Below are 26358 nucleotides of genomic sequence, written 5' to 3'. Positions count from 1 at the left end.
CGCCGTGGCGCTCGGTGTTGGGGCTTACGGCTTGTTCGCGCGCAGTTGCTGCAACAATTGACGGTGATCGCTGGCTATCTTTTCCAGGCGCGCCTGCAAGGCTGCCGGGCTCACCCATTGGGCGTTGAGTGCGCGGCGACGATCCAGCTGGTAGTCGATGTCGGCAAAGGGTGCCAGCGCGCTGTTGCCGGCTGGCGCGAAGCCGCTGATGTCGTGGATCCGCTTGAGCTTCTCCAGTTCGGCGGCGACATGGGGGCCTGTGCGGGCATAGCTGGTCACGAAGGTGACGATGGCCCGGCGCACCGCCGGGTCGAGATCGCGGCGAACCACGATCACCGCGTGTGGAATCAGGGTGGACGTCCACAGGACGCGCAGCCGGGAAAACTGGTCGGGGAAGTGCTGGGCGAAGCGCTGCATGTCGGCGGTATTGTTGGTCGCCACATCGACTTCGCCATTGGCAACGGCCAGCGCGTTGTTCTGGTGGTTGTCGATCGCCACGGTGGCGAAAAACGTGTCCGAGTCCAGGTTGCGGCTGGCGAAGATCTGGGTCTCGGGAACCAGATAGCCCGATACCGACAGCGCCTCGCCACGGGCGTAGCGCCAGTGGCCGGGTTTGCGCAGCAAGTCGGCCACGCTGTGCAGCGGGGAGTCGCGGCGGACCAGCAGAACGGCGTTGTAGCCGTGCGAACCGTCACCGCGGGTCAACTGGGCGATCACCTGCATGCGGTCCTGCGTGACGGCCTGCAGCGCGAGGCGGCCGGAGACGAACGCAATATCCACCCGCTCCTCGTTCAACGCCTGCGCCAGGCCTTCGTAGGTGCTCACGGAAATGCTGCGGACGGGTTGCCGCAGGGCATGTTCCATGTCGTCCAGCATCGGGCGCCAGGCGGTCAGCGATTCGGCCGGGCCGCCAATGGGCAGGATGCCGAACGTGAGTGGTGCCGGGGTGGGCACGGATGGTCCGCGCAGAGCCGCCGTCGCCGGCACGGCGCCGGTCAGCGCGAGCAGGAGCAGCGCCTTCGCAAGCAACCCCCAGCGGCGGGCCGGTACCCGGCGGTGAGTCGCCAGGATGGATGTCGTGTGGTGTATGTCCTGCACCTTTCGTCCCCTGCCATCCTTGTCCCCCTGCGGTCGAGTCTGCGGGCTGGCGGGGAGGAAATACAAGCGGCGTGGTGTTATGACGAGCGCTTCGATGGGATTATCCCGCGGCGCGTCCCCCTCTCCCTACCCTCTCCCCGCGGGGGAGAGGGGATTACGGCTTCTTCCGGTTTTGCGGTTTTGCGGTTTGGTGGGTTGCCTTGTCAGGCCTCCGGTAAACGGAGAAGTCCGAGGATACTTTGACCTCCTCTCCCCTTGGGGAGAGAGGAGAGGGGTCGGTGCTTGCGGGAAAGCCGTGGGCGGCTCCGTCAAACCTCGCCGATGCGGCGTGAAGCGACCACGGCCTCCACCCGGTTGCGTACGTTGAGTGCGCGGAAGATCGCCGCCAGATGGATCTTCACGGTGCCTTCGCTGATGCCAAGGTCACTGGCGATAACCTTGTTCGGCTTGCCCGTGGACAGCAGCCGCAACACGTCGAGCTGACGTTCGGTCAGCAGTTGGTGCAGGCGATCTTCCAGTCGCGCGGCGGCACCGTCCCCCGTGGTGGATGGCGGCGATGGCGCCAGCGGTTCGTCGGCCTGCAACATCATCGGCGGGATGTAGACGCCGCCGGAAAGCACCAGCCGCACCGCCGACAGCATGACGTCGGCGGAGTAGGCCTTGGGGATGAAACCCTGCACGCCCATCGCCAGCAGCTCGCGGATCAGCGCCGGGCTCTCGGCGCCGGACAACACGATCACCGGCACACCGGGCCACGCGGCGATTACTTCGGCCAGATGCTCGCGTCCATGCACGCCGGGCATGGTCAGGTCGATCAGTGCCAGTGCGGGGGGCGATTCCTGGTGCAGTGCCAGGCGCAATTCGGCGACATCCAGCGCGATCGTGAACTCGGTGCCGGGGCCGAGTTCGGCAAGCTTGAGCTTGGCTCCCTCGACAATCAGCTGGTGGTCGTCCGCGATCAATATGCGCATGTCATGTGTTCCGGGAGGTGGAGGCGATTGCCGCGGGCAATCAGGGTCGAGGGTGGTTGTCATCGCTTGGAGTGGCGTGGAGGCGGCTTTCATGTCACTTCCTGTATGGACGCCCAGACGGCCATCAGGCTTTCGCGCAATTGCGCGGGCGATACCGGCTTGTAGAGCAGGGGGATGTTGGCCGTCAAGATCGGTTGCAGTCGGTCGCGGCGTGTTTCACCGGTGATCAGCAGGCGGGCGAACGGTCGCGTTCCTTCGCGCTTGTAGTACGCATCCAGCAAGGCGAGCACCTCGAGGCCGCTCTCGCCATGGCGCAGGTGCAGGTCGGAAATCACGAGGTCCGGTGCGGTTCGCCAGGGTTCCACGGCATCCAGTGCCTGGGCGCCGTCTTCGGCGGTGGCCACGTCGCAACCCCAGCTGCGCAACAGGTAGCGGATGCCCGACAGGATCGCCGGCTCGTCATCCACCACCAGCACGCGCATGCCCGAAACATCCAGCGGCATGGCGGCCGACGTGTCGGCGTGCGCTTGCGGTGCGACTTCCGGCAACACGAAACTGAAAACGCTGCCGCGGTGGGGGCGCGAGTGCAGCTGCACGTCGCTGCCGATCAGTTCCGCCAGTCGCTGGACGGTGGAGAGGCCCAGCCCCAGGCCGCGCCGCGGGCCGTCGCTGGGCGCCGCGTCGCAATGATTCTCAACGCGGTAGAACTCGTCGAACACGCGCGCCTGGTGCTCCGCCGCGATGCCGATGCCGGTGTCCCACACATCCACCCGAACCTGGTTGCCGGGCCGTCGGCGCGCGGCCACCAGCACGCCGCCCTCGGGGGTGTAGCGCAGCGCGTTGCTGACCAGGTTGTTGAGGATGCGGCCCAGCATGGTGCGGTCGCTGCGCACCCACACATCCGTGGTGCGCATCACCAGCCGCAGGTCGTGCTGTTCGGCGATCATGCGGAAATTGCGGCTGACTTCATCGAAGACCTGATCCAGCGGGAACTCGCTGATCTCCACTTCCATCGTGCCGGTTTCCAGCCGCGACAGATCGAGCAGCTCGCTGAACAGGTGGTCGAGCGCCTGCACGCACTCCTGGATATGCGCGATGCGGTCCAGCCGGACGACGTCGTCCTCGTCCACGGCCAGCGCGGATGAAAACAGGGTGAGCGCGTACAGCGGCTGGCGCAGATCGTGCGAGGCGGCGGCCAGGAAGCGCGCCTTGGCGATACTGGCCGCCTCCAGCGCGGCGTTCTTGTCCGCCAGCGCGCGGGTGGCCTGGTCGATCTCGCGCTCCATGTCGCGATGCATGTCGAACAACGTGGCCGACGCGGCGTTGAAACCGCGTTGCAACTGGCCGATCTCGGTGCGATCGGTGATCTCCACCGCCACCGGCGCATCGCCGCGGCCCAGTTGCTGGACGGCGGCCACCAGCCGGCGCAGCGGTGCGCTCAGCCAGCGCGCGACCTGCCAACCGATGATGCCGGCCACCAGCAGGCTGATCGCCAGCGTGATCAGCGCGTTGTGCAGGCTCGATCGCTGGGCGGCGATCGCGTCCGCCAGGCTGACCCGTACCAATACGGAGCCGAGCGACGGGCCGAGCGGGCGGTGCGGATCGATCACTTCGCGAATGACGGTGAGGCCGCCGGTGGTGCCGCCGGCCTGCGTATCGTGGTGGCCGGCCAGGATTTCGCCGTCGACCGAGCGGATCTGTACCAGCGACACATGCGGCAGGTCACCCGTCGCCTGCGCAATGCGCGCCAGCTCCCGGCGGTGCGACTGGCGCAGCGGTTCAGCGGAAACGGCGGCTGCCTGGATCGCGATGGCGTTGGCAGTGTCCTGAGCCATCACGCGCACCGTGACGAGCTGGTGGCGCGTCAGCGTGGTAACCAGCAGCCCGGCGGTGACCAGGGTGGGCACCAGCGCGACGAAGCCCAGTCGCTGCATCAGCGACGTGCGTCGCCACAGGCGCATCGCGAAGTTGCTGCTCCCCATGCCTGTCACCGCCCGATTGTCGCTTCAGGTCCGCCAGCGCCGCGTCGATGCCCGCCGATCCACGCCGTCGTGGCGCGCCGCAACGGGCGTTGCTCGGCCAGCCTAGCGCGAAAGACGGTCGCTGACTGTACGGCTTCCGGCGATGGCCTCGGCCATCCGTTCTAGCGCGAATGATCGGTTCGGCATTGCGCGCCGACGATCAATGCGAACGTCGGTACCGACGCGTGAGCCGCCCCAGCAGCAACGGCAGCAAGGCCAGCAGCGCGATGGCGCCCAGCGGCAGCAGCACTTCGCGGTGCATGAAGAGGCCAAGACCCAGGGAGTCGCTCTGACTCAGCGCATCGCCCAAACCCGCGCCGATGGAGGTTTCGAAGATCAGCGTGACGGTGCCGCCGAGCCAGCTGGCGCCCAGGAACAGCCACAGCGGGCAGCGCAGCCAGGCCAGCGCCACGGTGACTGCGCCGAACGGCACCACCGGCACGAAACGCAGGAACAAGGTGTAGCTGGCCGGATGCTGTTCAAAGCCGTGCCGCAGCCGCGCCACCACGGCGGGTGGCTGGCGGGTGCCGCCGCCGAAGGCGTAACGGCTGGCCAGGTAAAGGATCAGCGAGCCGAGGGTCAGCCCGATGGAGGAACACAGCGTGGCATCGACCACGCCAAACGCGAAGCCGCCGGCCAGGATCACCACGATCGTGCCGGGGATGCCGGTGGCCATGGTCAGCGTCAGCAGGCCGATGTAGGCGAGCCGGCTCAGCCAGGGATGCGCGCTGATCTGCGCATGCAGCTCAGCCTGGTTGGCCACCAACTGGTGCGGGCTGAGCTGCTTCAGTGAGCCGGACGCGAACAGCACGATGCCGGCCAGCAGCAGCAGGATCAGCGGCAGCGCGGCACGCCAACGGCTCAATAGGATGGGCCGCTTTGGCCGTAGGCGGCCAGGATGTCGCGTGATGCGTCGCGCAGGATGTCGCGCCGCACCGCGATGCCGCGGCGCTCCAGTTCGCCGGCCCAGTCGGCCGGCAGCGGGCCTTCATCGAATTCGGTGAGGCTTTCGACGTCCTCGGTGCGGGCGCCGATCAGCAGCGTGTTGATGCCGGCCCACACGATGGCGCCGTAGCACTGGCAGCACGGTTGCGCGCTGGTGGCCAGCACGTAATGGCCACCGTCCTCGTTGATGCGATGCCGCCCCAGCCGCTGCTGGGCGATCATCAGAGCCATGTTTTCCGCGTGCGCCAGCGAGCAGTGCTGCGGCACCACGCGGTTCACGCCCACGGCCACCAGCCGTCCGCTGTGGTTGTTGAACACCGCCGCGCCGAACGGCCCGCCACCGCCGCGATCCACGTTCTCGCGCGCCAATGCCACCGCCAGCGCCATGCGATCTTCGTCGGTTTCATAGCGCCGGTTGACGTCGGCAACGTCACCGATCCAGGGCGGCAGGGTCAGATGGATCTGCAGCGGCAGCATGCGATCGCTCCGTCAGTTTCCGGCCTGCCTGGCCCAGGTGTCGCGCAGGGTGACGGTGCGGTTGAACACCGGCGCGTCGGCGCGATGGTCGACGCGGTCGGCCACGAAATAACCCAGCCGCTCGAACTGGAAGCGCTGCTCCGGCGCCACGTCCGCCGCCGCCGGCTCCAGCCAGCCGCGCAGCACGCGCTTGGCCTCGGGGTTGACGTGGTCGAGCCAGCTCTTGCCGTCGTCCTCGCTGTCTGGCGCGGCCACGCTGAACAGCCGGTCGTAGACGCGCACCTCGGCGGCCACCGCGTGTTTCGCGCTGACCCAGTGGATGGTGCCCTTCACCTTGCGGTCGGCGCCGGGCAGGCCGGAACGGGTTTCCGGATCCAGCGTGCCGTGCAGCTCGACCACGTTGCCGTCGGCATCCTTGATGACCTGCTCGCACTTCACGATACCCACGCCGCGCAGGCGCACTTCGCCCTCGGGCTTCAGCCGGTGGAAGCCCTTCGGCGGCACTTCGGCAAAGTCCTCGCGCTCGATCCACAGCTCGCGCGAGAACGGCACCTGGCGCGTACCAAAGCTTTCGTTCTTGGGATGGTTCGGGAAGCTCAGCGTTTCCTCATGGCCTTCGGGCAGGTTGGTCAGCACCAGCTTCAGCGGTTCCAGCACGGCCATGCGGCGCGCGGCGGTGGCGTCCAGATCCTCGCGGATGCAGCCTTCCAGCACGGCGTAGTCGATCACGCTGTTCTGCTTGGAAACGCCTACGCGGTCGATCAGCAGGCGCAGCCCGGCCGGGGTAAAGCCGCGCCGGCGCAGGCCGCGCAGCGTGTTCATGCGCGGGTCGTCCCAGCCGTCCACGTAATGGTCGGCCACCAGCTGCGCCAGCTTGCGCTTGCTGGTGATGCAGTAGCTGAGGTTGAGCCGGGAGAATTCGATCTGTCGCGGCTTCGCCGGCTGGGTGGGCAGGCCCGCGTCCAGCAGCGGCTGCCACAGCTCGGGATGGTTGGGCAGGTCGACCTTGTCCACGAACCAGTCGTACAGCGGCCGGTGATCCTCGAATTCCAGCGTGCACAGCGAGTGGGTGATGCCTTCCAGCGCGTCGGACAGGCAGTGCGCGTAGTCGTACATCGGGTAGATCGGCCAGGCGTCGCCGGTGTTCTGGTGGGTGACCTTGCGGATGCGGTAGATCGCCGGGTCGCGCATGTTGATGTTGCCCGCGGCCATGTCGATTTTCGCGCGCAAGGTCTTGCTGCCATCGGCGAATTCGCCCGCGCGCATGCGGCGGAACAGGTCGAGGTTTTCCTCGACGCTGCGGTCGCGGTGCGGCGAGTTGCGGCCGGCGGCGGTGAGGGTGCCGCGGTACTCGCGCATCTCCTCGGCGTTGAGGTCGTCCACGTAGGCCACGCCGTCCTCGATCAGCTTGCAGGCGGCGCGGTAGAACACCTCGAAATAATCCGAGGCGTGGCGCAGCTCATGCCATTCGAAGCCCAGCCAGCGCACGTCGTCCTTGATGCCCTCGACAAACTCCGGGTCTTCCTTGCCCGGGTTGGTGTCGTCCAGGCGCAGGTTGCACCAGCCGTTGAATTCCCTGGCGATACCGAAGCTGAGGCAGATCGCCTTGGCGTGGCCGATGTGCAGGTAGCCGTTGGGTTCGGGCGGGAAACGGGTGTGAATGGCGACGTGCTTGCCCGATGCCAGGTCGTCGCGCACGATCTGCCGGATGAAGTCCTGGTGCTGCACGGCGGGCGTCGGATTGGCGGGGGTCTCGGTCGACATCGGGCAAGCTCGCGTGCGTAGGCGGAAACATGCAAGTTTACCCTGTCGCCCGTGACGCACCCAGCGTGCTTGCCCGCGGCGCGCGCGAGGGTTAGCTTGGGGTCATGCAAACCGTCTACCGAGCCGAGAACCTCATCGACGCCCACCTGGTGAAGGATGCGCTGGAGGCTCAGGGCATCCCCGCGTTCATCGCTGGCGAATACCTCACCGGCGGCGTGGGCCAGTTGCCGGCGATGGATTTCATGGCGGTGATGGTGCCCGAATCGAGCCTGCCCCAAGCCAGCGCCATCGTGCGCGAGGTCGAGGCCTGCCTCAGCGACGCCCGCCTTGCCATCGATGAGGACCGGGGGCTGGACGATCCGCTGGGCGCCTGCGCGGTATGACGGCTGCGCCCGCATCCATGCCGGAACTGGCCGCGTTGATCCGCGACGTGGCGGATTTCCCGCAGCCCGGCGTCACCTTCCGCGATGTCACCCCGCTGCTTGCCGATGCGCGCGGCTTTGCCCGCTGCATCGATGCGCTGGCCGAGCCCTGGCTGGAGCAGGACGTGCAGGCGGTGTGCGGCATCGAGGCGCGCGGCTTCATTTTCGGCGCGGCGCTGGCGCAGAAACTGGGCGCCGGTTTCGTACCGCTGCGCAAGCCCGGCAAGCTGCCGCCGCCGGTGCTGTCGATCGACTATCAACTCGAATACGGTCGCGATCAGCTGGAAGTGCGCAGCGATGCGTTGCGCCCGGGCGAGCGCGTACTGCTGGTGGACGACGTGCTGGCCACCGGCGGCACGCTGGCGGCGGCATGGGCACTGGTGCAGCGTTTCGACGCGGTGCCGGTGGGCGCCTGCGTGGTGGTGGAGCTGACTGCATTGCAGGGGCGTCTGCGCTGGCAGGCGCGCGAGCCGCTGCACAGCCTGCTGCGTTATTGAGGCGTCGCGTCGCTCAGAGTCTGTGAAGAAAACCACTTCCTGTGGTTTTCTTCTATCGCACGTCCGGTACACGCCCGGACGTACTCACGCGAATCAGCCACTTGCGTGACTGATCCGCGGCCGGCCAACCCTGGCCGGCCTGAGAGGTTGAAAAATCACAACCTCTCAGTCGACCACCTGCACGCTTTCCACGTAAACCAGTTCGCAGGCGCCGGCGCCGGTATCGCCGCGCGTCATCGAGGTTTTCCAGCGCCAGCCGTTGGGGCCGCTGGCGTCCACCAGAAAGCCTTCGATATGCACCAGCTGGCCCTTGCGCACGCGCTTCAACGCGCCGCGCACGCCGGCGTCGGCCGGGATCATGTGCACGTTGGCGGTGGATAGCTCAACCTCGTTGCGGGGAATCGGCCAGGTCTTCGTGCGCCAGTAGAAGAAGCGGCCGGACTGGCTGATGTCGAAGCTCGCCAGCACCGCGCTGTCGGACATGCGACCCCAACCCAGCGCCAGGTCCGTCGGCGCCAGCTTGGCGCCCGCGTCCCACGTGTAATCCTCACGCGACAGCACGCGGGCGGTGAGGTCGATGTACGCCCGCGTGGCCAGGGCCATGCCGTCGCGTTGCAGGCTGGCGCCGTCGGTCAGGTTCACCTGGTGCGGCGCATCGGGCGCCAGCACGCCCGGCGGCTGGATCACGTCGCGGTGCCGCCAATGGTGCAGCCCGCCCCAGCCGATCAACACCACCGCCACCACCGGCAGCAGGCGCATGGGTCAGTCCGCCTGCACGCGCGGTTGCGCGCCCACGTCGGGCTTGAACAGCTCGGGTGGCAGATTCTGAAACACGCCGGCCAACCGCTGCAGGAAACCCGCCATCGACGAGCTCTTGCGCCACACCATGGCGATGCGCCGGCTGGGCGGATGGCCGGCGAATTCGATCAGGTGCACGTTGTCGGTGCGCGCCATCGGCGGCTTGGTGGCCAGCGTGGGCAGCAACGTGATGCCGACATTGGCCGCCACCATCTGCCGCAGCGTTTCCAGGCTGGTGGCGCGGAAACCGGTTTTCTCGCCCGCGCCGGCCAGCTGGCACACCTCCAGCGCCTGGTCGCGCAGGCAGTGGCCGTCTTCGAGCAGCAGCAGTTTCTCGTTGGCCAGGTCGTGCAGTTTCAGCCGATTCTTGTGGCCGGCCAGCGGGTGATGGTCCGGCACCGCCAACACGAACGGTTCCTCAAACAGGAACTCGCTGTGCAGGCTGTCCTCGTGCAGCGGCAGCGCCAGGATGCCCGCGTCCAGCGCGCCCTCGCGCAGCATGTGGATCACGTGCTCGGTCTTCTCCTCGGTCAGCAGCAACTCCAGCCGCGGGAAGCGCTCGCGCAGCAGCGGGATCACGTGCGGCAGCAGGTACGGGCCCAGGGTGGGGAAAATCCCCAGCCGCAGCGTGCCCGCTTCCGGGTCGCGGGTGCGCTGTGCGATCGCCTTGATCTCCTCCACCTCGGCAAGCACGGCGCGGGCGCGGCGGGCGATCTCGCGGCCGGTTTCGGTCAGCAGGATCTTGCGTGGCGTGCGTTCCACCAGGGCTACGCCCAGCTCCTCTTCCAGCTTCTTGATCTGGGTGGACAGGGTGGGCTGGCTGACGAAGCTGGCTTCCGCGGCGCGGCCGAAATGCCGGTGTTCGGCCAGGGCCAGCAGGTAGTGCAGATCACGCAGGTTCATCGGCGGCCTTCAGGCATCGTCATAGTTGATGCCTATGATTGTGGCGCCATCCATCGGCTCGAACAATGCGTTTTGCGTGCGACGCGCCTGCGACGGTGCCCGTTTCGCGCAGGAAGCAACGTGCCCTATGGCACTGGGCCGGACCCGCGGCCCGCCCTAGCGTGGGCTTTTTGCCCAGGAAGTTCCGATGTTCCGTCTCGTTCGTCCCATGGTGTTGGCCGCGCTGGCGGCCTGTTGCGGTGCCGCGCTGGCCGCTCCTGCCGACAAGGCGCCGCAGGGCCAGCTGCCCGACTGGGCGGTGCCGCAGTCGTACAACCTCGCGTTCAAGGTGGACCCGACGCAGAAGGATTTCTCCGGCACCACCACGATCAAGGTCAAGCTGACCCGCGCCTCCGACCACGTGTGGCTGGACGGCAGCGAATTGAACGTGTCCAAGGTGACCGTCACGGATGCCAACGGCAAATCGCAGCCGGGCAAATACGTCAGCGTGGAGCCCAAGGCCGGCGTGGTGCGCGTGGACTTCGGCCGCACCCTGCAGCCGCAGGGAATCACGCTGGCGTTCGAATACACCGCGCCGCTCAACGCGCAGTTGCAGGGCCTGTACAAGGTCGCCGCCAAGGGCAAGCCGTACACCGTCACCCAGATGGAGCCGATCAGCGCGCGCTTCGCCTTCCCCGGTTTCGACCAGCCCGGCTTCAAGACGCCGTTCGACATCAGCCTCACCGTGCCCGAGTCGCAGACCGCCGTGGCCAACACCAGGCAGGTGAAGGAAACACCGGCCGGCGATGGCTGGAAGACCGTCACCTTCGCGCAGACCGTGCCGCTGCCCACCTACCTCGTGGCCTTCGCCGTGGGCCCGTGGGATATCGCCGCCGGCCCGGATATCGCACCCGACGCCTACCGCGCCAAACCGCTGCAACTGCGCGGCATCGCCGCCAGCGGCGAGGCGCACCGCATGCAGCACGTGCTGAGCGAAACCCCCAGCATCATCCACGCGCTGGAGAACTACTACGGCTTCGGCTACCCGTTCGACAAGCTCGATCTGCTGGCCGCGCCGGACTTCTCCGCCGGCGCCATGGAAAACCCCGGCCTGGTCACCTTCCGCGACTGGCTGCTGTTGCTGGACAAGGATTCCCCCGCGAAAAACGTGCGCGCCTCGTTCAACGTGAATGCGCATGAGCTGGCGCACATGTGGAGCGGCGACACGGTGACGCTGAACTGGTGGAACGACATCTGGCTCAACGAGGCCTTCGCCACCTGGATGCAGCAGAAAGTCACCATGCAGGTGCACCCCGAATACCGCGCCGATCTCGACCGCGTGGATGGCGCGCAGATGGCGATGGCCAACGACAGCCTGGTCAGCGCGCGCAAGATCCGCCAGCCGATCACCGGCAACGGCGACATCGAGACCGCGTTCGACGGCATCACCTACGAGAAGGGCGCCAGCGTCATCGGCATGTTCGAGAACTACGTGGGCGAGAAGACCTTCCAGAAGGGCATGCGCGCCTACGTGCAGAAGCACAAGTTCGGCAACGCCGTGGCCGATGACCTGGTCTCGGCCATCGCCACCGCGGCGGGCAAGGGCGATGCGTTCAAGCAGGCCTTCAACAGCTTCCTCAACCAGACCGGCGTGCCGTACATCGCCACCAAACTGGAGCAGCAGGACGGCAAGACCGTGCTGCACCTCAGCCAGAGCCGCTACCTGCCGGTGGGCAGCACGGGCGACGCGCAGCGCATTTGGGGCGTGCCCGTATGCGTGCGCTATGGCACGGCTGACGGCAGCAAGGTCGCCTGCGAGATGCTCGACAAATCCAGCGGCTCGATGGTGCTGGCCGGCGCCGGCAAGTCGACCTGGGTGATGCCCAACGCCAACGCCAGCGGCTACTACCGCTTCAGCCTCGACAAGCAGGCGCTGGGCAGCCTGGTCGGCCAGGTCGGCAAGCTCAGCGATGCCGAGCAGCTGGCCTACGCCGATGCCGTCAATGCCAGCTTCCAGCATGGCGAGCTGGACGCCGGCGACGTGCTCACCGCGCTGCAGCCGCTGACGGCCTCCAAGACCCGCGAAGTCGCCACCGCGCCGCTGGACCAGATCCAGTGGATCTACCAGAACATCGCCAGCACTGACGCCCAGCGCGCCCGCCTTGCCGACTGGATCAAGGCGGCCTACCTGCCGCGTCTGCAGCAGTTGGGCTACCAACGCAAGGCCGGTGAGTCGGAAAGCGATTCGCTGTTGCGCAGCAGCCTGGCCAGCAGCCTGGCGCTCGATTTCAAGCTGCCCGAAGTGCGTGCCGCGTTGCTCAAGCAAGGTGAGGCGGCGCTGAAGCCCGCTGCCGACGGCAACCTGAATCTCGCCGCCGCCGACCCCGATCTGCTCGGCGATGCGCTGGGCGTGGCGGTGCAGCAACACGGCAAGAGCGCGGTTGATGCGCTGATGGCCGAACTGCCGAAAACCAGCGACCCGGCCCTGCGCAACGGCATGCTCGAAGGCATGGCCATGGCCCAGGACCCCGCCGTGCTGGAGCAGGTACGCGACTTCTCGCTGACCAAGCCGGTCAAGGTGGGCGAAATGGCGCGTCTGCTGAAGGAAGGCCGCGATACGCCGGCCCAGCGCGACGCCCTGTGGCAGTGGTTCACTGCGCACTACCAGCCGATCCTTGATCGCACCGGCAGCTTCGCCGGCGGACGCCTGCCGTCACTGGCCGGCAAGGACGGTTGCAGCAAGGCCGAAGTCGACCGCCTGCAGGCCTTCTTCCAGCCGCGCCTGAAAGACGCCGCCGGCGTCGATCGCGGCCTCGCGCAAACCAGCGAGAAGATCCAGCTGTGCAGCGCGTTGAAGGAAAAGCAGGACGCCGGCGCCATCCTGCGCTGAGCCACCCTGCATCGATACCGGCGCCGCGCGCGCCGGTATCGCGTCAGCCCGAAGGGGCCGCCACCTCGTCGCGAGGCAGCGGCCCCTTCGGCACATTGGCGTCCAGCCAATCGATGACAAACCGCTCCAGCGCCACCCGCGCCGGCACATCGATACCCGCCGTCCGCACGAAAGCCGCCGCCGCCTTGATGAAAGCCTGCCGCGCCTGACTACCCGCCTGCCGCGCCGCCGCCTGCTGCTGCCGCAACTGCACGATATGCGCAGATGGCTGGCCGGGCTTGGCGAACTTCTGATAGCGCCGCAACGCATCCGCCACCAGCTCACCGTCCAGCGACGCCTGCAGCACCGCCCGTCGCGCCTTCAGCAGCTCGATCAAATCCGCGACCACGGACGTGGAAAGGCCGCCTTCCGCAGGGAAAAGAGCGCGCGCCAATGCTGGCGACAACGACGTGGCCGCGACCAAAGGAATGCCCGCACCCGAATGCTCCAGGTCGCGCAGAAAACCCGCGTGGGGAAAGGGTTTTGCCGTTGCCATGAATGAGCCGATAGGTGCCGGACAGCGACCATACGTCGTTCAGCTATCAACCGCCACGCCGCCCTTGACGCGCACAACTGTGGGAGCGACTTCAGCCGCGGAAATGTCTTGCTGCAACCCGTGAGTGATCTGAAATGAGACCTCGGAGTGACTGCTTTCGGCCAGGAGCTTATGTCTAGACTTCGACTCTGATGGCGACGTAGTGGCACTATGCTGGGCGTAACCGACCAAAACAACCAAGCCGCTGCGACGGTCCGTTGTTCTTTGCAGGTCCTATCAAGACAAGATCGGAGGGGAGTGATGACGGAAGAAATCCTCGATAACGTGTTTCCAGGAGAGAAGGTTGAGTTATTGCGTCCGCAGCTCTCGTTCGAGACGATCACATTTTCAGATGGAACAACATTGACACTGGAGGGAGACGACATCGTTGTTTTTGTAGGACCCAATAATGCCGGCAAGAGCGCAGCGCTGCGCGAGCTCGAAGCATGGGTCGCGAGGTCCATTCCCGGACTCGTCATCAAAGACGCAACGATGCGCAAAGTGGGCACGCACGCTGATCTGAGGGTGTATCTCGATGCGAAGGCACAAAAAAACGGAGATAGCGTCAACCTTTCCTACGGCGGAATCGGCTACAACATTCACCACTCGCACTTGCCGTACTTCGACCGATCGGATGATAGGCACCCGGTGGCGCCATTTTTCGCTAAGCGGCTGACTACCGAAAGCCGCATAGTAGATTCCAACGCAGCGCCGGCTATCGCGCTCTTCCAGTCTCCACCGACACATCCTATCCACATATTGTTGATGAACCCCGATTTATCCAAGGACATCAGTGACAAGTTTCGGCATGCCTTTGGCCGTGACCTCACGCCATTCCGCGCCGGTGGCGGCAACTTCCCACTCTACGTTGGCGAGAAGCCAGAGGTGCCGGAAGGCAAGGATGAACTCTGCAAGGAGTTTGTCACCGCTCTACAGAACTCGAACGTGATTCTCGAAAAGCAAGGCGATGGTATGCGAAGCTTTGCTGCGGTCACACTGCACGTGCTGGCAGCACAAACACATTCAATCCAGTTTCTCGACGAGCCCGAGGCCTTTCTTCACCCCCCTCAGGCGAGGCTACTTGGCCGTTACATCGCGGAAAACAGAACGGGAAACTCGCAGCTTTTCATTTCAACGCATAGTACGGACATTCTAGACGGATTGATCGCGGGTGGCTCTGATAAGGTCCGCATCGTTCGTCTTCGCCGCGAAGGCAGTGTTAATCGCGTCAAGGAACTTAATAATGAGCAAACGCAGGCGACGGCCAAAGATACTTTGGCCCGCTTCTCGCGTGTATTCGACGGCATATTCTTTGAGCATGTAGTGATCTGTGAAGCAGACGCCGACTGCATGTTCTACCAATCCATCTTGGATATTCCCTCGATTTCCGGTGATCGTAGACCAGATGTTCTTTTCATTCACACAGCCGGCAAACACCGAATGGCGAACCTTGCCGATACGCTACGCTCACTTGATGTGCCGGTTACCGTCATAGCAGATATAGATATTCTCAATGACGAGTCCACATTTAAGAATCTGTTTCAGAAGTTAGGTGGTGACTGGACAGCAGTGAATAAGCACTGGAAAACCGTTTCAGACGCTGTTCTGAAACAAAGTCCTCCGCTCAACGCAGAGCAGATCGCGAGGCTCATCGGGAAAGAACTGGAGGGAGTTACGGGAACAGGAGAATTCCCGCATGAAAAGGAACGTGCCATTAATAATGTATTCAAATCTGTGTCGCCTTGGAGTGCGATGAAGCGGAGCGGGCGTAGCGCGCTTCCAGCGGGTGAGCCGATCAAACACTTCGACGCTCTGAGTAACATTTGCAGCAAATATGGACTCTGGATCGTTCCGGTTGGCGAGATCGAAGGTTTCTGCCGAAGCATCGGGTCGCATGGCCCAAGATTCGTGGAGAAAGTCCTGGAAGAACGCAATTTAGAAACCGATCCAGAGCTGCAAGAGGCTCGTGTTTTCATAGAGGAAATCTGGGCGAAAGCCAAGCCGTCGTCAAAAATGAAGTAAAACGCGGGATCAAGCTTAGTTATCCAATATCAGCATTGGATCAAACGCCGAAATGGCCAAACGCGAGCACGTCCTGCCTTTCACCTGCCGCAATACCTTTATGAGCCGCGCTGTCGAGAGGTGTTGCAATGACGGACGAAAGAGGGGGCACCTAGGCCCCAGCGCATTTGCCGGTGGGCTGCGCACCGGCCACATCGGCGGCAAACCAACTCCCATTTCAAAATTACCCCGCCCGCGCGTCTAACAGGTCAACCCGGTGTTGCGAGGTGGATCGATGCGCATGGCACAAATGAATACGGCTGGCACATTGTGGCTGGAGGCGTTGCGGCGCCGCTGGTCGCTGCGGCTGGCGGCTGGCGAGAGTCGGTGGCAGTTTGTCCTGCGGATGGCTGGCTGGGTGCGGCTGTTTGTTCGGCAGACGCGGTGGCTGCGCGCGCTGGATGCGCGGGATACCCTGCGGCGGGCGGCGCAGGCGGATCCGTGGCTCTATGAGCGCTGGCATCGGCCGTATATCTCGACGCATTTCGATGGGGATACCCGGCGCCGTATCGTCAGCTCGCACTATGCGTTTGTGATGCGGCGTTTTCCGGCGCGGCTGTGTGAGCGGATCGTGTCGGGCGGCAGTGCGCGGCTGGCCACGCTGCGGCTGGACGGCGCGACCGGGGCGTACCTGAGCCTGCGCAAGCCGTCGCGGGGCGAGGTGGGCGAGCTGAGCCTGTTGTTGCTGACGCTGGACAAGCAGGTGCTGGCATCGTGCATCCTGACGTTTGATCGCCGCGACAGCGTCATCATCGGCGCCGTGGGCGGCGCCGGTCCGCACACGCCGGTCGAGGCGGTGCGCGAATTCATCCAGGGCAGCCACGGCCTGCATCCGACTGATTTGCTGATGTCGCTGGTGCGCGAACTGGCGGCGCTGCATGGTTTGAAGCGCATCCGCGCGGTGGCTGCGGCGGCGCGTGTCGCGGGCGCGTGGCAAGGCGCGGACGCGGACGGCGATGACGCGTTCTGGCAACGGCAAGGCGGTTTACCTGCGGAGTCGGGTTGCCATGAATTGCCGTTGTCGCTGGTGCAGGCGCCGTGTGCCGATGGGCCGCGCAGCCGCCGCGAAAAGCGGCAGCAGCGGGAGGCATTCCGCCAGAAGGCCTGCGCGGCTTTTGCCGCCGCGTTCCGCACCACGGACGGGCGGCTCCCCGCTGCAATGGCAATGGCTTCACGCGATGCCAGCCGGACACGATCCACGGCCGCGCAGAGGCCGGCGTCGGAACACGGCGGCATGCTGGTGGCCGGGCTGTGAGACGTGCTCTAGAAGTCGTACGTGGCGCTGAGCAGGAACGTACGCCCTTCGCGCACCGGCACGAACGAGGACTCGGCGTTGACCGCATACAAGGTGCGCGCGAACAGGTTTTTCATGCCCAGCGTGGCCGACCACGCGTCGCCGTACCAGGTGATGTTGGCCTCGGCGCTGAGCTGGCCGGGGATGGCGAAATAGCCACCGCTTTCCACGCGGCCCCGGGTGCGCGAGCGCGCGAATACGCCGCCGGCCACGCCCCAGGACTGCAGCGCGCCGGGCTGGAAGCGGTAGCTGGCCCAGGCGTTCCATTGATGCCGGGGCGCGCCATACGGAAGGCTGCCGTCGTGGTTGCGGACGCGCGCGCCGGTGTAGCTGGTGGACACGTCCAGCCCCGGCATCACCTGGCCCTGGAACTCGATCTCCACGCCGCTGTTGGTCTGGCCGGGGCCGGGCTCGGCGAAGTGCGGCGGCTCCGGCGAAATCCGGTTGATGCTGTGATCCAGGCGGATGCGGTACCACGCGGCGGTGAGCCGCGCGCGCTGGTCGAACAGGTCGAGCTTGGTGCCCACCTCGATCTGGCGCGACACCGAGGGCGGCAGCGGGCGGCCATCCTCACCCAGCAGGGCATCGACCTGGAAGCCGGTGTTGCTGGAGGCATACAGCGACACGTCCGGCGCGGGTTTGTAGACCACGCCCAGCCGTGACACCCACTTCGACCGGCGCGTGGCGGGCGCGTCGCCGCCGGTCAGTTCGTAGGTGGCGTGGCGCACGGTGGCCAACACGTTCCATGACTCGCCGATCGACAGCTGATCCTGCGCGAAGATCCCGGTGTTGCTGGACCAGGAACCGCCCAGCGGCCGTGTCCGCATGAGGGTGACGTCCTGCGAGTTCACCGATGGCAGCAGGTTGTCCGGCTGCAACTCGGCGTTGATCGCGGCGCCGGTAACGACGCCGGAAGCGGCGCTGTTGCCGGTGTGGGTGCGCGCGTAGTCGACGCCCAGCAGCACGTCGTGCACCAGCGCGCCCTGGTCGAAGCTGGCCGCCAGCTCGTTCTGCAGGGTGTAGAACGCGTCGGCGTAGCGGTAGGTGCTGGCCGTCGCCTCGGTGAGGCCGAAACGCTGCGTGTCGGCGAACGCCCAAGCCTGGCCGTTGCTGTGCTGGCTCACGTATTGCCCGCGGCTGCGCAGGCTCCAGGTGTCGCCCAGCGCCTGCTCGGCCATGTAGAACGCGCGCCGGGTGCGGAACCGCGCATGGTCGTCGGGGCTGCCGAGCAGCGTATGGAATGACGAGGACTCCGCCAGCGACGGCCCGAACAGCACCGTGTGATCCGCCACCGGTACGCGGTTGTCGATGTATTCGAGGCCCAGCAGCAACTGCGTGGTGTCGCCCTGCCAGGCCAGCGACGGCGCCAGGTAACCGCTGCGCTGGCCGTGGTAGCCCTGCACCGTGCGACCGGCGCGATTGCCGGCGGCGACCATGCGGTAGGTCAGGCGCCCCTGTTGATCCAGCGGGCCGGCCAGGTCGATGCCCAGCCGCGTGCCGTCGTATCGCCCGGTGGAAAACAGCAGGTGCCGCACCGGCTCGGCCTGCGGCCGTTTCATCACGATGTTGACCGAGCCGCCGAAATTATTCGCCACCGATGCTTCGCCGAGTATCGTCTCCGGCCCCTTCAGCACCTCGACCCGCTCGATGCCGATCAGCGGCGGCAGATCCTCGATGCGCGCCACGCCGTTGGGCATGCCGTCGGTCAGGCCGTTGCCGGTGCTGAAGCCGCGAATGCGGAACAGCGGCGGGCCGCCGAAGCCATCCACGTAATCCACGCCCGCCACATGGCGCACCACGTCGGCCACTTCGAAGGCCTGGCGGGAGTCCATCAGGTCGCGGGTGACGATGCTCACCGACTGCGGCAGGTCGGTCAGCTGCGCATCCGTGCGGGTGGCACCGCGGGTGGTCTTGCCCAGGAAGCCGACGTCATACAGCACCAGGCCGGATACCTGCACGGCATCCAGCACCGAGACGATCGGCACGCTGGGCTTGGTGCCGCTGAGCGGGCTCCGGTAGGAAATCGCCGGGGTGAAATCGCGCTGCCGCACCACCACCGTGCGCTTGCCGATCACCTCGTAATCCAGGCCGGTGCCCTTGAGCAGATGGGCGAGCGCCGCTTCCACCTTCAAGCTGCCGGAAGTGCGGGTGCTGCGCCGCCCCGCGATCGCGGCGCTGGAAGTGAGCACCTGCACATCGGCCTGCCGACCCAACGCCATCAGCGCGCTGGACAGCGGTTGCGCCGGGATCGCGAAGTGGGTCGTGCCGCTCACCAGCGCCGGCGCGGCATCGGCCGGCCCCGGCCAGGCAGTCGCCACGCCCCACGCCATGCAGGCGATCAGCGCCTGCCGCCGCCATCGTGTTGGGTGGCGCGACGTCATCCGCCGCACGTCGACGCATCCCGCAGGGCAGCGGTTTCCCGGCAGCGCAGGGCCGGCGTGTGCCGGTCGCTGCGGCGCCGTTGACGTACTGCCTTCTTGCCCTGCATGCGACGCGTGATCCGGTTAGGGGTGCCCGGTGCTCGAAAGCACCACGTGGTCGGCGAAGGTGCTTACCTGCACGGGGAAAACATGCGGCAGGGCGCCAACCCAGCTGTCGATGGTAGTGGTGTTGACGGTGCCGGTGAACATCAGCTCGCCCAGCTGCGGGTCGGCCAGTTGTATCGGCTGGTGGCTGTAGCGGTTGACGTTGGCCAGCACGGCCGCCAGCGGCTCGTTGATGAACTCCAGCCGATGCTGGCGCCACGCCGCCGCATGCTCGACCGCCACTTCGGAAACGCTGATCGCGCCGGTGGCCGGGTCGTACTCGGCACGCTGTCCGGCCACCAGATCCAGCCGGCCGGACGAGGTGCCGGGCGAGGCGCCATCAGACGGCGACAGGCGAACGCGGCCCTCGGTCACCGCCACGCTGACACGTTGCCCGGTACGCCGCACGTTGAACGCGGTGCCCAGATCCTCGATGTGCAGCGGGCCGGCCGTGACCACGAAGGGGCGGCTGCTGTCGTGGGTGACGGTGAAGAACGCTTCGCCCGTACGCAAGTCGATGTCGCGCCGGTCGGCGGCGTAGCGGGTGGTCAGCGTCGACGCCGCGCCGAGCTGGATGGCTGTGCCATCGGCCAACTGGATATCGCGATCTTCGCCCACGGCGCTGGCGTACTGCTGTGACGGCGCGGCCATGTCGAGCCCGCCGCGCAGCAGCCACCAGCCACCCAGCGCCAGGCCGATCACGGCGGCTGCGGCGGCGGCCATCAACGGGCGGCGATGGCGTGCGGCGCGGGGTGGCGCGAACTCGTCGATCAACTGCTGGCGCTGCTCACTCGGCGCGTGCGCGACCGCCTCGCCCAAGGCGTTGAGCTGGGCGAAGGCCTGCGCGTTGCCGGGGTCGGCGGCCATCCACGCGCTCCAGCGTTCGAGCAGGTCCGCGGACGGCTCGGGATCACGCAACTGGGTCCACCAGATCGCGGCTGCGTGCATGGGGTCTTCCCCGAATCCAGTCGTGTTGGCCATTACGGCGCCTCCGGTGCAAAACAGCGTTCTCGACAGTGCGCCATGGCATGGCTGACGTGGTAGCGGACCATCCGTTCGCTGAGTTTCATGTCGGCCGCGATCGCGGCAAACGAGCGGCCCTCCACCACGTGCAGCACGAACGCCCGGCTGGCCTTGGCGGGCAGCTCGCGCAGCGCGGCCTGCACCTTCTTCCACTGCTGGCTGGCCCACAGATGCTGCTCCGGCCACGGCGTGGCGTGCACGTTGTCGTCTATCGGGTCGGGCGGCACGTTGGCGCGCACCACGCGTTTGCGCAGGTAGTCCATCGACTGGTTGATCGCCATGCGGAACAGGAACGCGCGCGGGGATTCCACGTGCGTGAGGTCATTCATCGTCAGCAACTTCACATAGACTTCCTGGGCGATCTCCTGCGCGTCGGTGCGCGAACTGAGACGGCATTGCAGCAACGCCACCAGGGCGTCGTGATGCTCGCGATACAGCGCAGCCACCTGCCCGGCATGGGCGGAAGGGCCGCCTTCGCGCGGGGCCTCGGGGCGGGGATGTTCCATGCGGTACGGACCGTCCATCAGCAGGGTTTCATGGCGCTCGGCTCGGGTTTTCGGCGTCTTCCTGTCAAAGACGTGCGAGCCGGGGGAATTTGAAATGGCGGGTTTCGGGGGGCGGTGGTGATCGCCGGGTCGATCGCCGCGGATTGTATAGGCCGTGGGGCCTCGTCCAAGCCGTGTTCCACCTACACTGTGCCGGCCAGCAGGCACACAGGGAGAAATGCATGCGTCGTCGATCGCCAGGATTGCCCGGCCTCGGGCTGTTGGGTTTGCTGTGGTTGCTGATGGCCATGCCGTCGCTGGCGCAGGAGGTACCGCCGCCGCTGCGCGACTGGCAGGGCTGGGTGCTGCACGACGTGCCGCAGCACGGCTGCCCGTTTCTCGCCAGCGAGATGCCGAACGATGGCAGTTACCAATGCGCGTGGCCGGGCCGCCTGACCGTGGATGCGGACAAGGACGGCGGCCGCTTCAGCCTGGACGTGCACGTGGATGCGCCGAGCTGGGTGGCCTTGCCGGGCGACGCCAGGACCTGGCCGCAACAGGTCAGCGTCAACAAGCAGGCGGCCACGGTGCTGCAGCGCGACGGCGCGCCGATGCTGTGGCTGGTGCCGGGCGACTATCAGCTGAGCGGCACGCTGCCTTGGACGGCGCGCCCCGCGCGCCTGCGCGTGCCGGCCGCGATCGGGCTGGTGACGTTGCGCGTCGATGGCGCGGCGGTGGCGCGTACCGAACGCAACGGCGATCAGCTCACACTGGGTGAGGCGGCCGCGGCGCAGCGTGCGGCCGACGCGCTGTCGCTGCGCGTCTATCGCCGCCTCGGCGATGGCCTGCCGGCCACGTTGCAGACACAGCTGCAGCTCACCGTCAGCGGCAGTGCGCGCGAACAATTGCTGGGGCCGATGCTGCCGGCCGGCTTCGTCGCCACCGCCTTGTCGGGCGACCTGCCGGCGCGGCTGGAAAGCGATGGCCAGCTGCGCGTGCAACTGCGTCCGGGGCAATGGACCGTGTCGCTGGACGCGCGCAGCGTGGCGCCGCTGCACAAGGTGACGCTGAAGCTGCCGGCGACGCCGTGGCCGCGCCAGGAAATCTGGAGCTATGCCGACGACACCGACCTGCGCAGCACGCGCGTCGAAGGCCAGGCCACCGATGCCGCCCAAGCCGGTGTGCCGCGCAAGTGGAGCGAGCTGCCGGCTTTCGTGCTGGATGACGCTGCGGGTCTGGCGATCGAACAGGGCAGCCGGGGCGATGAAGGCGGGCAGGGTGACCAGCTGCATCTGCAGCGGCAGATGTGGCTCGATTTCGATGGCCGCGGCCTCAGCGTCGCCGACACGCTGACAGGCGAACTGCGCCATCACCAGCGGCTGAACGTGGCGGCACCGTGGCAATTGCAGCGCGCCAGCCAGGCGGGCGATCCGCTGCTGGTTACCCAAGGCGAGCACGGCGCCGGCGGCGTCGAATTGCGCGATCGCACGCTCGATCTCTCCGCGGGTTTGCGCCTCGCCGCGCACGCAGGAGCGATTCCCAGTGGCGGCTGGCAGGTGCCGCTGGAAAGCATCGACGCCACCTTGCACCTGCCGGCCGGCTATCGCCTGTTGGGCACGGTCGGCGTGGATCGTTCGCCCGATTCGTGGGTGGCTCAGTGGAGCTTGCTGGACCTGTTCGTGCTGGCGCTGATCGCGCTGCTGGCCGGCCGGTTGCTGGGCTGGCCGTGGGCGCTGCTGGCGGCGGGCTACCTGGTGCTGGCGCAGCACGAGAACGGCGCGCCGTTGTGGGGCATCGCCATCGTGCTGGCGCTGGCCCTGCTGCTGCGTGCGCTGCCCGAAGGACGCCTGCGTGCGACGGCGCGCATCGGCGCCATCGTCGTGTTTGCGCTTACCGTGCTGTCGACCCTGCCGTTTGCCGCCGGCCAGTTGCAGTACGCGTTGCATCCGCAGCTTGAGGTTATGCCGCGCGATTATCCCGTACAGGTGAGATTCCCCGAGCCAGCCGAGGTCGAGGAGGCTTTGCAAAACGCACCACCACCCGCCCCGGTAGCTCCACCCTCACAGTCGCGCGCGCTTTCGGCCAAGTCGATGTCTACATCGGCGATGCCGCGGATGGAGTCAGCCAACATGGCCGAATCCAATGCACGCATTCCTGCGGTGACATGGGACAAGTCGGCCGATCGCATCGACCCGCGCAGCGTGATCCAGGCGGGCGCCGGCATGCCGCGCTGGGATCGGGGCAACAACTACCGCCTCGGCTGGTCCGGGCCGGTGACGGTGGAGCAGAGCAGCCGGCTGGTGATTGCGCCGGCGTGGCTGGTGTGCGTGCTCCGCGTGGCGATGGTGCTGTTGCTGGCGCTGCTGCTGGGGCGGCTGGTGATGGTGTTGGGACTGCCGTGGCGTGGTCGCTGGCCGCACTGGCGCGGCCGCGGCGTGGCGGGTGCCGCGCTGCTGGCGCTGGCGCTGTTGCCGCACGGCGTGCGGGCGCAGGAGATGCCGAGCCAGCAATTGCTGGATCAGTTGCGCACGCGCCTTACCGAGGCGCCGAAGTGCGCACCGAACTGCGCCGAGCTGGCGCAGGCGCAGTTGCACGCCACCGGCGATGCGCTGGACGTCGAACTGGAGGCGCATATCGGCGCGGCGGTGGCGCTGCCGTTGCCGCAGGCCGATGACGCCTTGCAACTGCTCGCGGTGGCGGTGGACGGTCGCGCGGATGCGCCGCTCACCCGCGACGCCGGGCAGGTGCTGGTGCGGCTGGATCGCGGCGTGCACCGCGTCAGCCTGCGCTACCGCATCGCCGACACGGATAGCGCCAGCCTGCGTTTCGCACCGCGGCCGCAGCGCGTCACGTTCAGTGGCGAAGGCTGGTCGCTGGACGGCGTCGACGGCGGCCGCGCGCTGGGCGACAGCATCGCGCTGCACCGCGTGCGCACTACCGACGACGGCAAGAGCCTGCCGCCCAGCCAGAGTTTTCCGCCGTATGTGCGGCTGACCCGCACGCTGGTGCTGGGCCTGGACTGGACCGTGCAGAACGTGGCGGAACGCATCGCGCCACAGCAAGGCGGTTTCAGCACCACGCTGCCGCTGCTGCCGGGCGAGCACCCGCAGGGCGATGACGTGCGGGTCAAGGATGGCCGGATCAGCATCACCTTCAACGCCAACAGCGATGTGGTCAGGTGGGCCAGCCGCCTCGACCAGGCCGCCGCGCTGGCGCTGAAGGCGCCGGCGCTGGGCGAGCGGGCGGAGGTGTGGGCGATCCACGCGGCGCCGATGTGGCATGTCGACGCGAAAGGGGTGCCGACCAGCGCCAGCGACGATGGCCTGCTGTACCAGCCCCTGCCGGGTGAAACCCTGCAGCTCGCCTTCAACCAGCCGGTGGCCGTGAAGGGCGACAGCCTCGCCTTCGACAGTGTCGAGCTCACCAGTACGGCTGGCGAGCGTGCAACGGAAACGGTGTTGAACCTGCGGGCGCGCAGCACGCGTGGTGGCGAACATGCCATCGACCTGCCGGTGGGCTCCGAGCTGTTGGAAGCGCATCGCGATGAGCAGCCGATCAACCTCGCCGTGCGTGACGGCAAGCTCAGCCTGCCGCTGCTGCCCGGCGAGCACAGCTACCGTTTGCGGCTGCGCGAACCGCACGGCGTCGCCACCCGCGTGGGCACGCCGGTCGTCGCCCTGCACGCGCCGGTGGCCAACGTCGACCTGACCCTGCAACTACCGCAGGATCGCTGGGTGCTGTGGGCGTGGGGTCCGACGGCGGGGCCGGCGGTGCTGTACTGGTCGCAGCTGATCGTGTTGCTGCTGGCCGCCTGGCTGCTGGCGCGGTTCGCACCCACACCGCTGCGCTTTCATCATTGGCTGCTGCTCGGGCTGGGTTTCTCCGCGTTTGCCTGGAGCGCCTATGCGCTGGTGGTGCTGTGGCTGATCCTGCTGGGCTTGCGTGCGCGTGCGTCGACGGAGCGGTTCAACGTGACGACGTTCAACCTGCTGCAGGCCGGTCTTGCCGGGCTCACGGTGCTGTCGCTGATCGTGCTGATCGGGGCGGTGCCGACCGGTCTGCTGGGCCTGCCTGACATGCATGTGGCCGGGCAGGGTTCCAGCGCGTGGAACCTGCACTGGTTTGCCGACCAGAGTGCGAACGCGCTGCCGGGCGCCGGTGTACTCAGCGTCTCGCTGTGGGTCTACAAGATCGCCATGCTGGCGTGGGCGCTGTGGCTGGCGAACGCGCTGATCGGCTGGCTGCGCTGGGGCTTCGAGGCCTGGACGCACGGCGGCTATTGGCGCAGGAACACGCCTAAAGCCGTCGCGGCACCGCCGCCGCTGCCGCCTGCCGCAGGGTCGCCGCCCGATGCCTGACGTGCGCCACCTGCTGGCCGATGCCGCGCGGCAACTCGGTGACCGCGCCGAGGCCGAGTTGCTGCTGCTGCACGCCGTGCAGCAGTCGCGCAGCTGGCTGTTCACGCACGCCGACGACGTACTCGATAGGGACGTCCAGACGGCTTATGCGGAACTGCTGGAGCGTCGCGCGCGCGGCGAGCCAGTGGCCTACATCACGGGCCTGCGTGGCTTCTGGTCGCTCGACCTGGAGGTGACGCCGGCCACGCTGATCCCGCGCCCGGAGACGGAGCTGCTGGTGGAGCTGGCGCTGGAACACCTGTCGCGCGATTCGGCTTGCGCCGTGGCGGATCTGGGCACCGGCAGTGGCGCGGTGGCGTTGGCGTTGGCCAGCGAGTTGCCGCTTTGCCGCGTGACCGCCACCGATGCCAGCGCGGCGGCGCTTGAGGTCGCGCGGCGCAACGCGGCGAGGCTGGGGATCGACAACGTGGCCTTCGTGCAGGGCGACTGGATGGCGCCGCTGGGCGATGCGCGCTTCGAACTGATCGCTTCCAACCCGCCGTATATTGAATTGGACGACGCGCATCTGGCGCGTGGAGATCTGCGCTTCGAGCCGGCTACGGCGCTGGCCTCGGGGCGCGATGGACTGGACGACATTCGCCGCATCGTGGCCAGCGCGCGCGAACATTTGGCACCCGGCGGCTGGCTGTTGTTCGAGCACGGTTGGAATCAGGGCGAGGCGGCGAGGGCGTTGCTGCATCAGGCTGGCTATGACGATGTGTTCACCGCGCAGGATCTGGAGCAGCGCGACCGTGTTTCAGGGGCACGCAACCCGGCGTAGGAGCGCACCGTGTCCAAGGGACTTCCTTCGGTCGTGCGCGATGCTTTGATGTTTGTAGGAGCGAATTCAGTCGCGACGCTTTTGGAGAGCTTTCGTCTGCCTACGGCAGCCGAGTTACTTTCTCTTTGCGTGGCCAAAGAGAAAGTAACCAAAGAGAAAGGCCACCCCACTTGGCGCTTGCCGGGCATCCATGCCCGGCAAGTCCGTGAGTCGGAGTCGGGCTTTTCGAGCGGGCTCCTGCCCGCGCGAAAAGGCGAGTCCATCCATGGACTCGCCCGCTACGCGGCCTGTCGACCCCGCCTCACCGCCGCATAGGGGCCCCGGGTAGAGCAGCGGGCCATCCTGGCCCGCACTCGGTGGGGAGCCGAAGCGAAAAAGCGAAAAGCAAAAGGCGAGAAGCGGAAAGCGGAAAGCGGAAAGCGGAAAGCAAGACGGTTCTTGCGAATCCCCGAA

At 66.9% G+C, this 26358-nt stretch carries 19 protein-coding genes; 7 read left to right on the top strand and 12 right to left on the bottom strand.

From position 1 onward, the window contains the following. Nucleotides 1-24 precede the first annotated feature (24 nt). The 6 genes from phnD to ASD68_RS09355 form a co-directional block, all read right to left on the bottom strand. Nucleotides 25-1098: a phosphate/phosphite/phosphonate ABC transporter substrate-binding protein gene (gene phnD / locus ASD68_RS09380; protein ID WP_235578706.1), complete on the bottom strand. Its 1074-nt coding sequence runs from the start codon at nt 1096-1098 to the stop codon at nt 25-27. Between the two features lie 308 nt (nt 1099-1406). Further along, nucleotides 1407-2069 (bottom strand): response regulator transcription factor, encoded by a 663-nt coding sequence (locus ASD68_RS09375; protein ID WP_056082113.1) that lies wholly within the window; start codon nt 2067-2069, stop codon nt 1407-1409. 89 nt (nt 2070-2158) lie between these two features. Further along, nucleotides 2159-4051 (bottom strand): hybrid sensor histidine kinase/response regulator, encoded by a 1893-nt coding sequence (locus ASD68_RS09370; RefSeq protein WP_056606041.1) that lies wholly within the window; start codon nt 4049-4051, stop codon nt 2159-2161. A gap of 199 nt (nt 4052-4250) precedes the next feature. Then, nucleotides 4251-4955, bottom strand: a complete 705-nt coding sequence (locus ASD68_RS09365) for a VTT domain-containing protein (RefSeq protein WP_056606039.1) — start codon at nt 4953-4955, stop codon at nt 4251-4253. After that, on the bottom strand, nt 4952-5512 hold the full coding sequence (locus tag ASD68_RS09360; protein WP_056606037.1) for a nucleoside deaminase: 561 nt from the start codon (nt 5510-5512) through the stop codon (nt 4952-4954). The genes ASD68_RS09365 and ASD68_RS09360 overlap by 4 nt, the downstream gene beginning before the upstream one ends. Before the next feature lie 12 nt (nt 5513-5524). After that, the gene (locus ASD68_RS09355; protein WP_056606035.1) at nt 5525-7276 is read right to left on the bottom strand and encodes a glutamine--tRNA ligase/YqeY domain fusion protein; all 1752 of its coding nucleotides are present in this window, start codon (nt 7274-7276) and stop codon (nt 5525-5527) included. Between the two features lie 104 nt (nt 7277-7380). Between ASD68_RS09355 and ASD68_RS09350 the strand changes: the two genes are divergently transcribed. Both ASD68_RS09350 and ASD68_RS09345 read left to right on the top strand, forming a co-directional pair. After that, nucleotides 7381-7659: a DUF2007 domain-containing protein gene (locus ASD68_RS09350; protein ID WP_056606033.1), complete on the top strand. Its 279-nt coding sequence runs from the start codon at nt 7381-7383 to the stop codon at nt 7657-7659. A gap of 17 nt (nt 7660-7676) precedes the next feature. Beyond that, a complete protein-coding gene (locus ASD68_RS09345; protein ID WP_056606031.1) occupies nt 7677-8195 on the top strand; it encodes an adenine phosphoribosyltransferase in 519 nt (172 codons plus the stop codon). A gap of 165 nt (nt 8196-8360) precedes the next feature. On the opposite strand, the gene ASD68_RS09340 is transcribed toward ASD68_RS09345, so the two are convergent. Next, the gene (locus ASD68_RS09340; protein ID WP_056606028.1) at nt 8361-8954 is read right to left on the bottom strand and encodes a hypothetical protein; all 594 of its coding nucleotides are present in this window, start codon (nt 8952-8954) and stop codon (nt 8361-8363) included. Between the two features lie 3 nt (nt 8955-8957). Then, a complete protein-coding gene (gene oxyR, locus ASD68_RS09335; RefSeq protein ID WP_056082091.1) occupies nt 8958-9896 on the bottom strand; it encodes a DNA-binding transcriptional regulator OxyR in 939 nt (312 codons plus the stop codon). A gap of 187 nt (nt 9897-10083) precedes the next feature. On the opposite strand from oxyR, the gene ASD68_RS09330 reads away from it, so the two are divergent. Then, entirely contained in the window at nt 10084-12765 is a 2682-nt protein-coding gene (locus ASD68_RS09330) for a M1 family metallopeptidase (protein WP_056606025.1), read from the top strand. Nucleotides 12766-12808: 43 nt separating this feature from the next. Here the strand turns inward: ASD68_RS09330 and ASD68_RS09325 are convergent, their stop codons facing one another. Beyond that, nucleotides 12809-13153, bottom strand: a complete 345-nt coding sequence (locus ASD68_RS09325) for a hypothetical protein (protein ID WP_235578705.1) — start codon at nt 13151-13153, stop codon at nt 12809-12811. 447 nt (nt 13154-13600) lie between these two features. Here ASD68_RS09325 and ASD68_RS09320 point away from each other — a divergent pair, with 447 nt between their 5' ends. Both ASD68_RS09320 and ASD68_RS09315 read left to right on the top strand, forming a co-directional pair. After that, nucleotides 13601-15361, top strand: coding sequence for an AAA family ATPase (locus tag ASD68_RS09320; RefSeq protein WP_056606020.1), 1761 nt, complete (start codon nt 13601-13603; stop codon nt 15359-15361). 280 nt (nt 15362-15641) lie between these two features. Beyond that, a complete protein-coding gene (locus ASD68_RS09315; RefSeq protein WP_235578704.1) occupies nt 15642-16655 on the top strand; it encodes a DUF535 family protein in 1014 nt (337 codons plus the stop codon). An 8-nt stretch (nt 16656-16663) separates the two neighbouring features. On the opposite strand, the gene ASD68_RS09310 is transcribed toward ASD68_RS09315, so the two are convergent. The 3 genes from ASD68_RS09310 to ASD68_RS09300 form a co-directional block, all read right to left on the bottom strand. Next, complete coding sequence (locus ASD68_RS09310; RefSeq protein WP_235578703.1) at nt 16664-19075, bottom strand: TonB-dependent receptor; 2412 nt, start codon at nt 19073-19075, stop codon at nt 16664-16666. Between the two features lie 123 nt (nt 19076-19198). Further along, entirely contained in the window at nt 19199-20167 is a 969-nt protein-coding gene (locus tag ASD68_RS09305; RefSeq protein ID WP_082546022.1) for a FecR domain-containing protein, read from the bottom strand. A 32-nt stretch (nt 20168-20199) separates the two neighbouring features. Continuing rightward, the gene (locus ASD68_RS09300) at nt 20200-20748 is read right to left on the bottom strand and encodes a sigma-70 family RNA polymerase sigma factor (RefSeq protein WP_056607437.1); all 549 of its coding nucleotides are present in this window, start codon (nt 20746-20748) and stop codon (nt 20200-20202) included. A 221-nt stretch (nt 20749-20969) separates the two neighbouring features. On the opposite strand from ASD68_RS09300, the gene ASD68_RS09295 reads away from it, so the two are divergent. Then, nucleotides 20970-25085 (top strand): hypothetical protein, encoded by a 4116-nt coding sequence (locus ASD68_RS09295; RefSeq protein ID WP_056606011.1) that lies wholly within the window; start codon nt 20970-20972, stop codon nt 25083-25085. After that, complete coding sequence (gene prmC, locus ASD68_RS09290; RefSeq protein ID WP_056606008.1) at nt 25078-25905, top strand: peptide chain release factor N(5)-glutamine methyltransferase; 828 nt, start codon at nt 25078-25080, stop codon at nt 25903-25905. The genes ASD68_RS09295 and prmC overlap by 8 nt, the downstream gene beginning before the upstream one ends. The last annotated feature ends 453 nt before the right edge of the window (nt 25906-26358 follow it).

This window comes from Rhodanobacter sp. Root627, from assembly GCF_001427835.1.
GTDB lineage: Bacteria > Pseudomonadota > Gammaproteobacteria > Xanthomonadales > Rhodanobacteraceae > Rhodanobacter > Rhodanobacter ginsenosidimutans.
This window is presented reverse-complemented; position numbering and strand designations above follow the sequence as displayed.

Excerpts from the sequence above, each read along its gene's own strand:
- ASD68_RS09375 (WP_056082113.1), bottom strand. The coding sequence starts at position 2,069 with ATGCGCATATTGATCGCGGACGACCACCAGCTGATTGTCGAGGGAGCC.
- ASD68_RS09370 (WP_056606041.1), bottom strand. The coding sequence starts at position 4,051 with ATGGGGAGCAGCAACTTCGCGATGCGCCTGTGGCGACGCACGTCGCTG.
- ASD68_RS09360 (WP_056606037.1), bottom strand. The coding sequence starts at position 5,512 with ATGCTGCCGCTGCAGATCCATCTGACCCTGCCGCCCTGGATCGGTGAC.
- ASD68_RS09355 (WP_056606035.1), bottom strand. The coding sequence starts at position 7,276 with ATGTCGACCGAGACCCCCGCCAATCCGACGCCCGCCGTGCAGCACCAG.
- ASD68_RS09350 (WP_056606033.1), top strand. The coding sequence starts at position 7,381 with ATGCAAACCGTCTACCGAGCCGAGAACCTCATCGACGCCCACCTGGTG.
- ASD68_RS09345 (WP_056606031.1), top strand. The coding sequence starts at position 7,677 with ATGCCGGAACTGGCCGCGTTGATCCGCGACGTGGCGGATTTCCCGCAG.
- ASD68_RS09340 (WP_056606028.1), bottom strand. The coding sequence starts at position 8,954 with ATGCGCCTGCTGCCGGTGGTGGCGGTGGTGTTGATCGGCTGGGGCGGG.
- oxyR (WP_056082091.1), bottom strand. The coding sequence starts at position 9,896 with ATGAACCTGCGTGATCTGCACTACCTGCTGGCCCTGGCCGAACACCGG.
- ASD68_RS09330 (WP_056606025.1), top strand. The coding sequence starts at position 10,084 with ATGTTCCGTCTCGTTCGTCCCATGGTGTTGGCCGCGCTGGCGGCCTGT.
- ASD68_RS09320 (WP_056606020.1), top strand. The coding sequence starts at position 13,601 with ATGACGGAAGAAATCCTCGATAACGTGTTTCCAGGAGAGAAGGTTGAG.
- ASD68_RS09315 (WP_235578704.1), top strand. The coding sequence starts at position 15,642 with ATGGCACAAATGAATACGGCTGGCACATTGTGGCTGGAGGCGTTGCGG.
- ASD68_RS09310 (WP_235578703.1), bottom strand. The coding sequence starts at position 19,075 with ATGACGTCGCGCCACCCAACACGATGGCGGCGGCAGGCGCTGATCGCC.
- ASD68_RS09305 (WP_082546022.1), bottom strand. The coding sequence starts at position 20,167 with ATGCACGCAGCCGCGATCTGGTGGACCCAGTTGCGTGATCCCGAGCCG.
- ASD68_RS09300 (WP_056607437.1), bottom strand. The coding sequence starts at position 20,748 with ATGGAACATCCCCGCCCCGAGGCCCCGCGCGAAGGCGGCCCTTCCGCC.
- ASD68_RS09295 (WP_056606011.1), top strand. The coding sequence starts at position 20,970 with ATGCGTCGTCGATCGCCAGGATTGCCCGGCCTCGGGCTGTTGGGTTTG.
- prmC (WP_056606008.1), top strand. The coding sequence starts at position 25,078 with ATGCCTGACGTGCGCCACCTGCTGGCCGATGCCGCGCGGCAACTCGGT.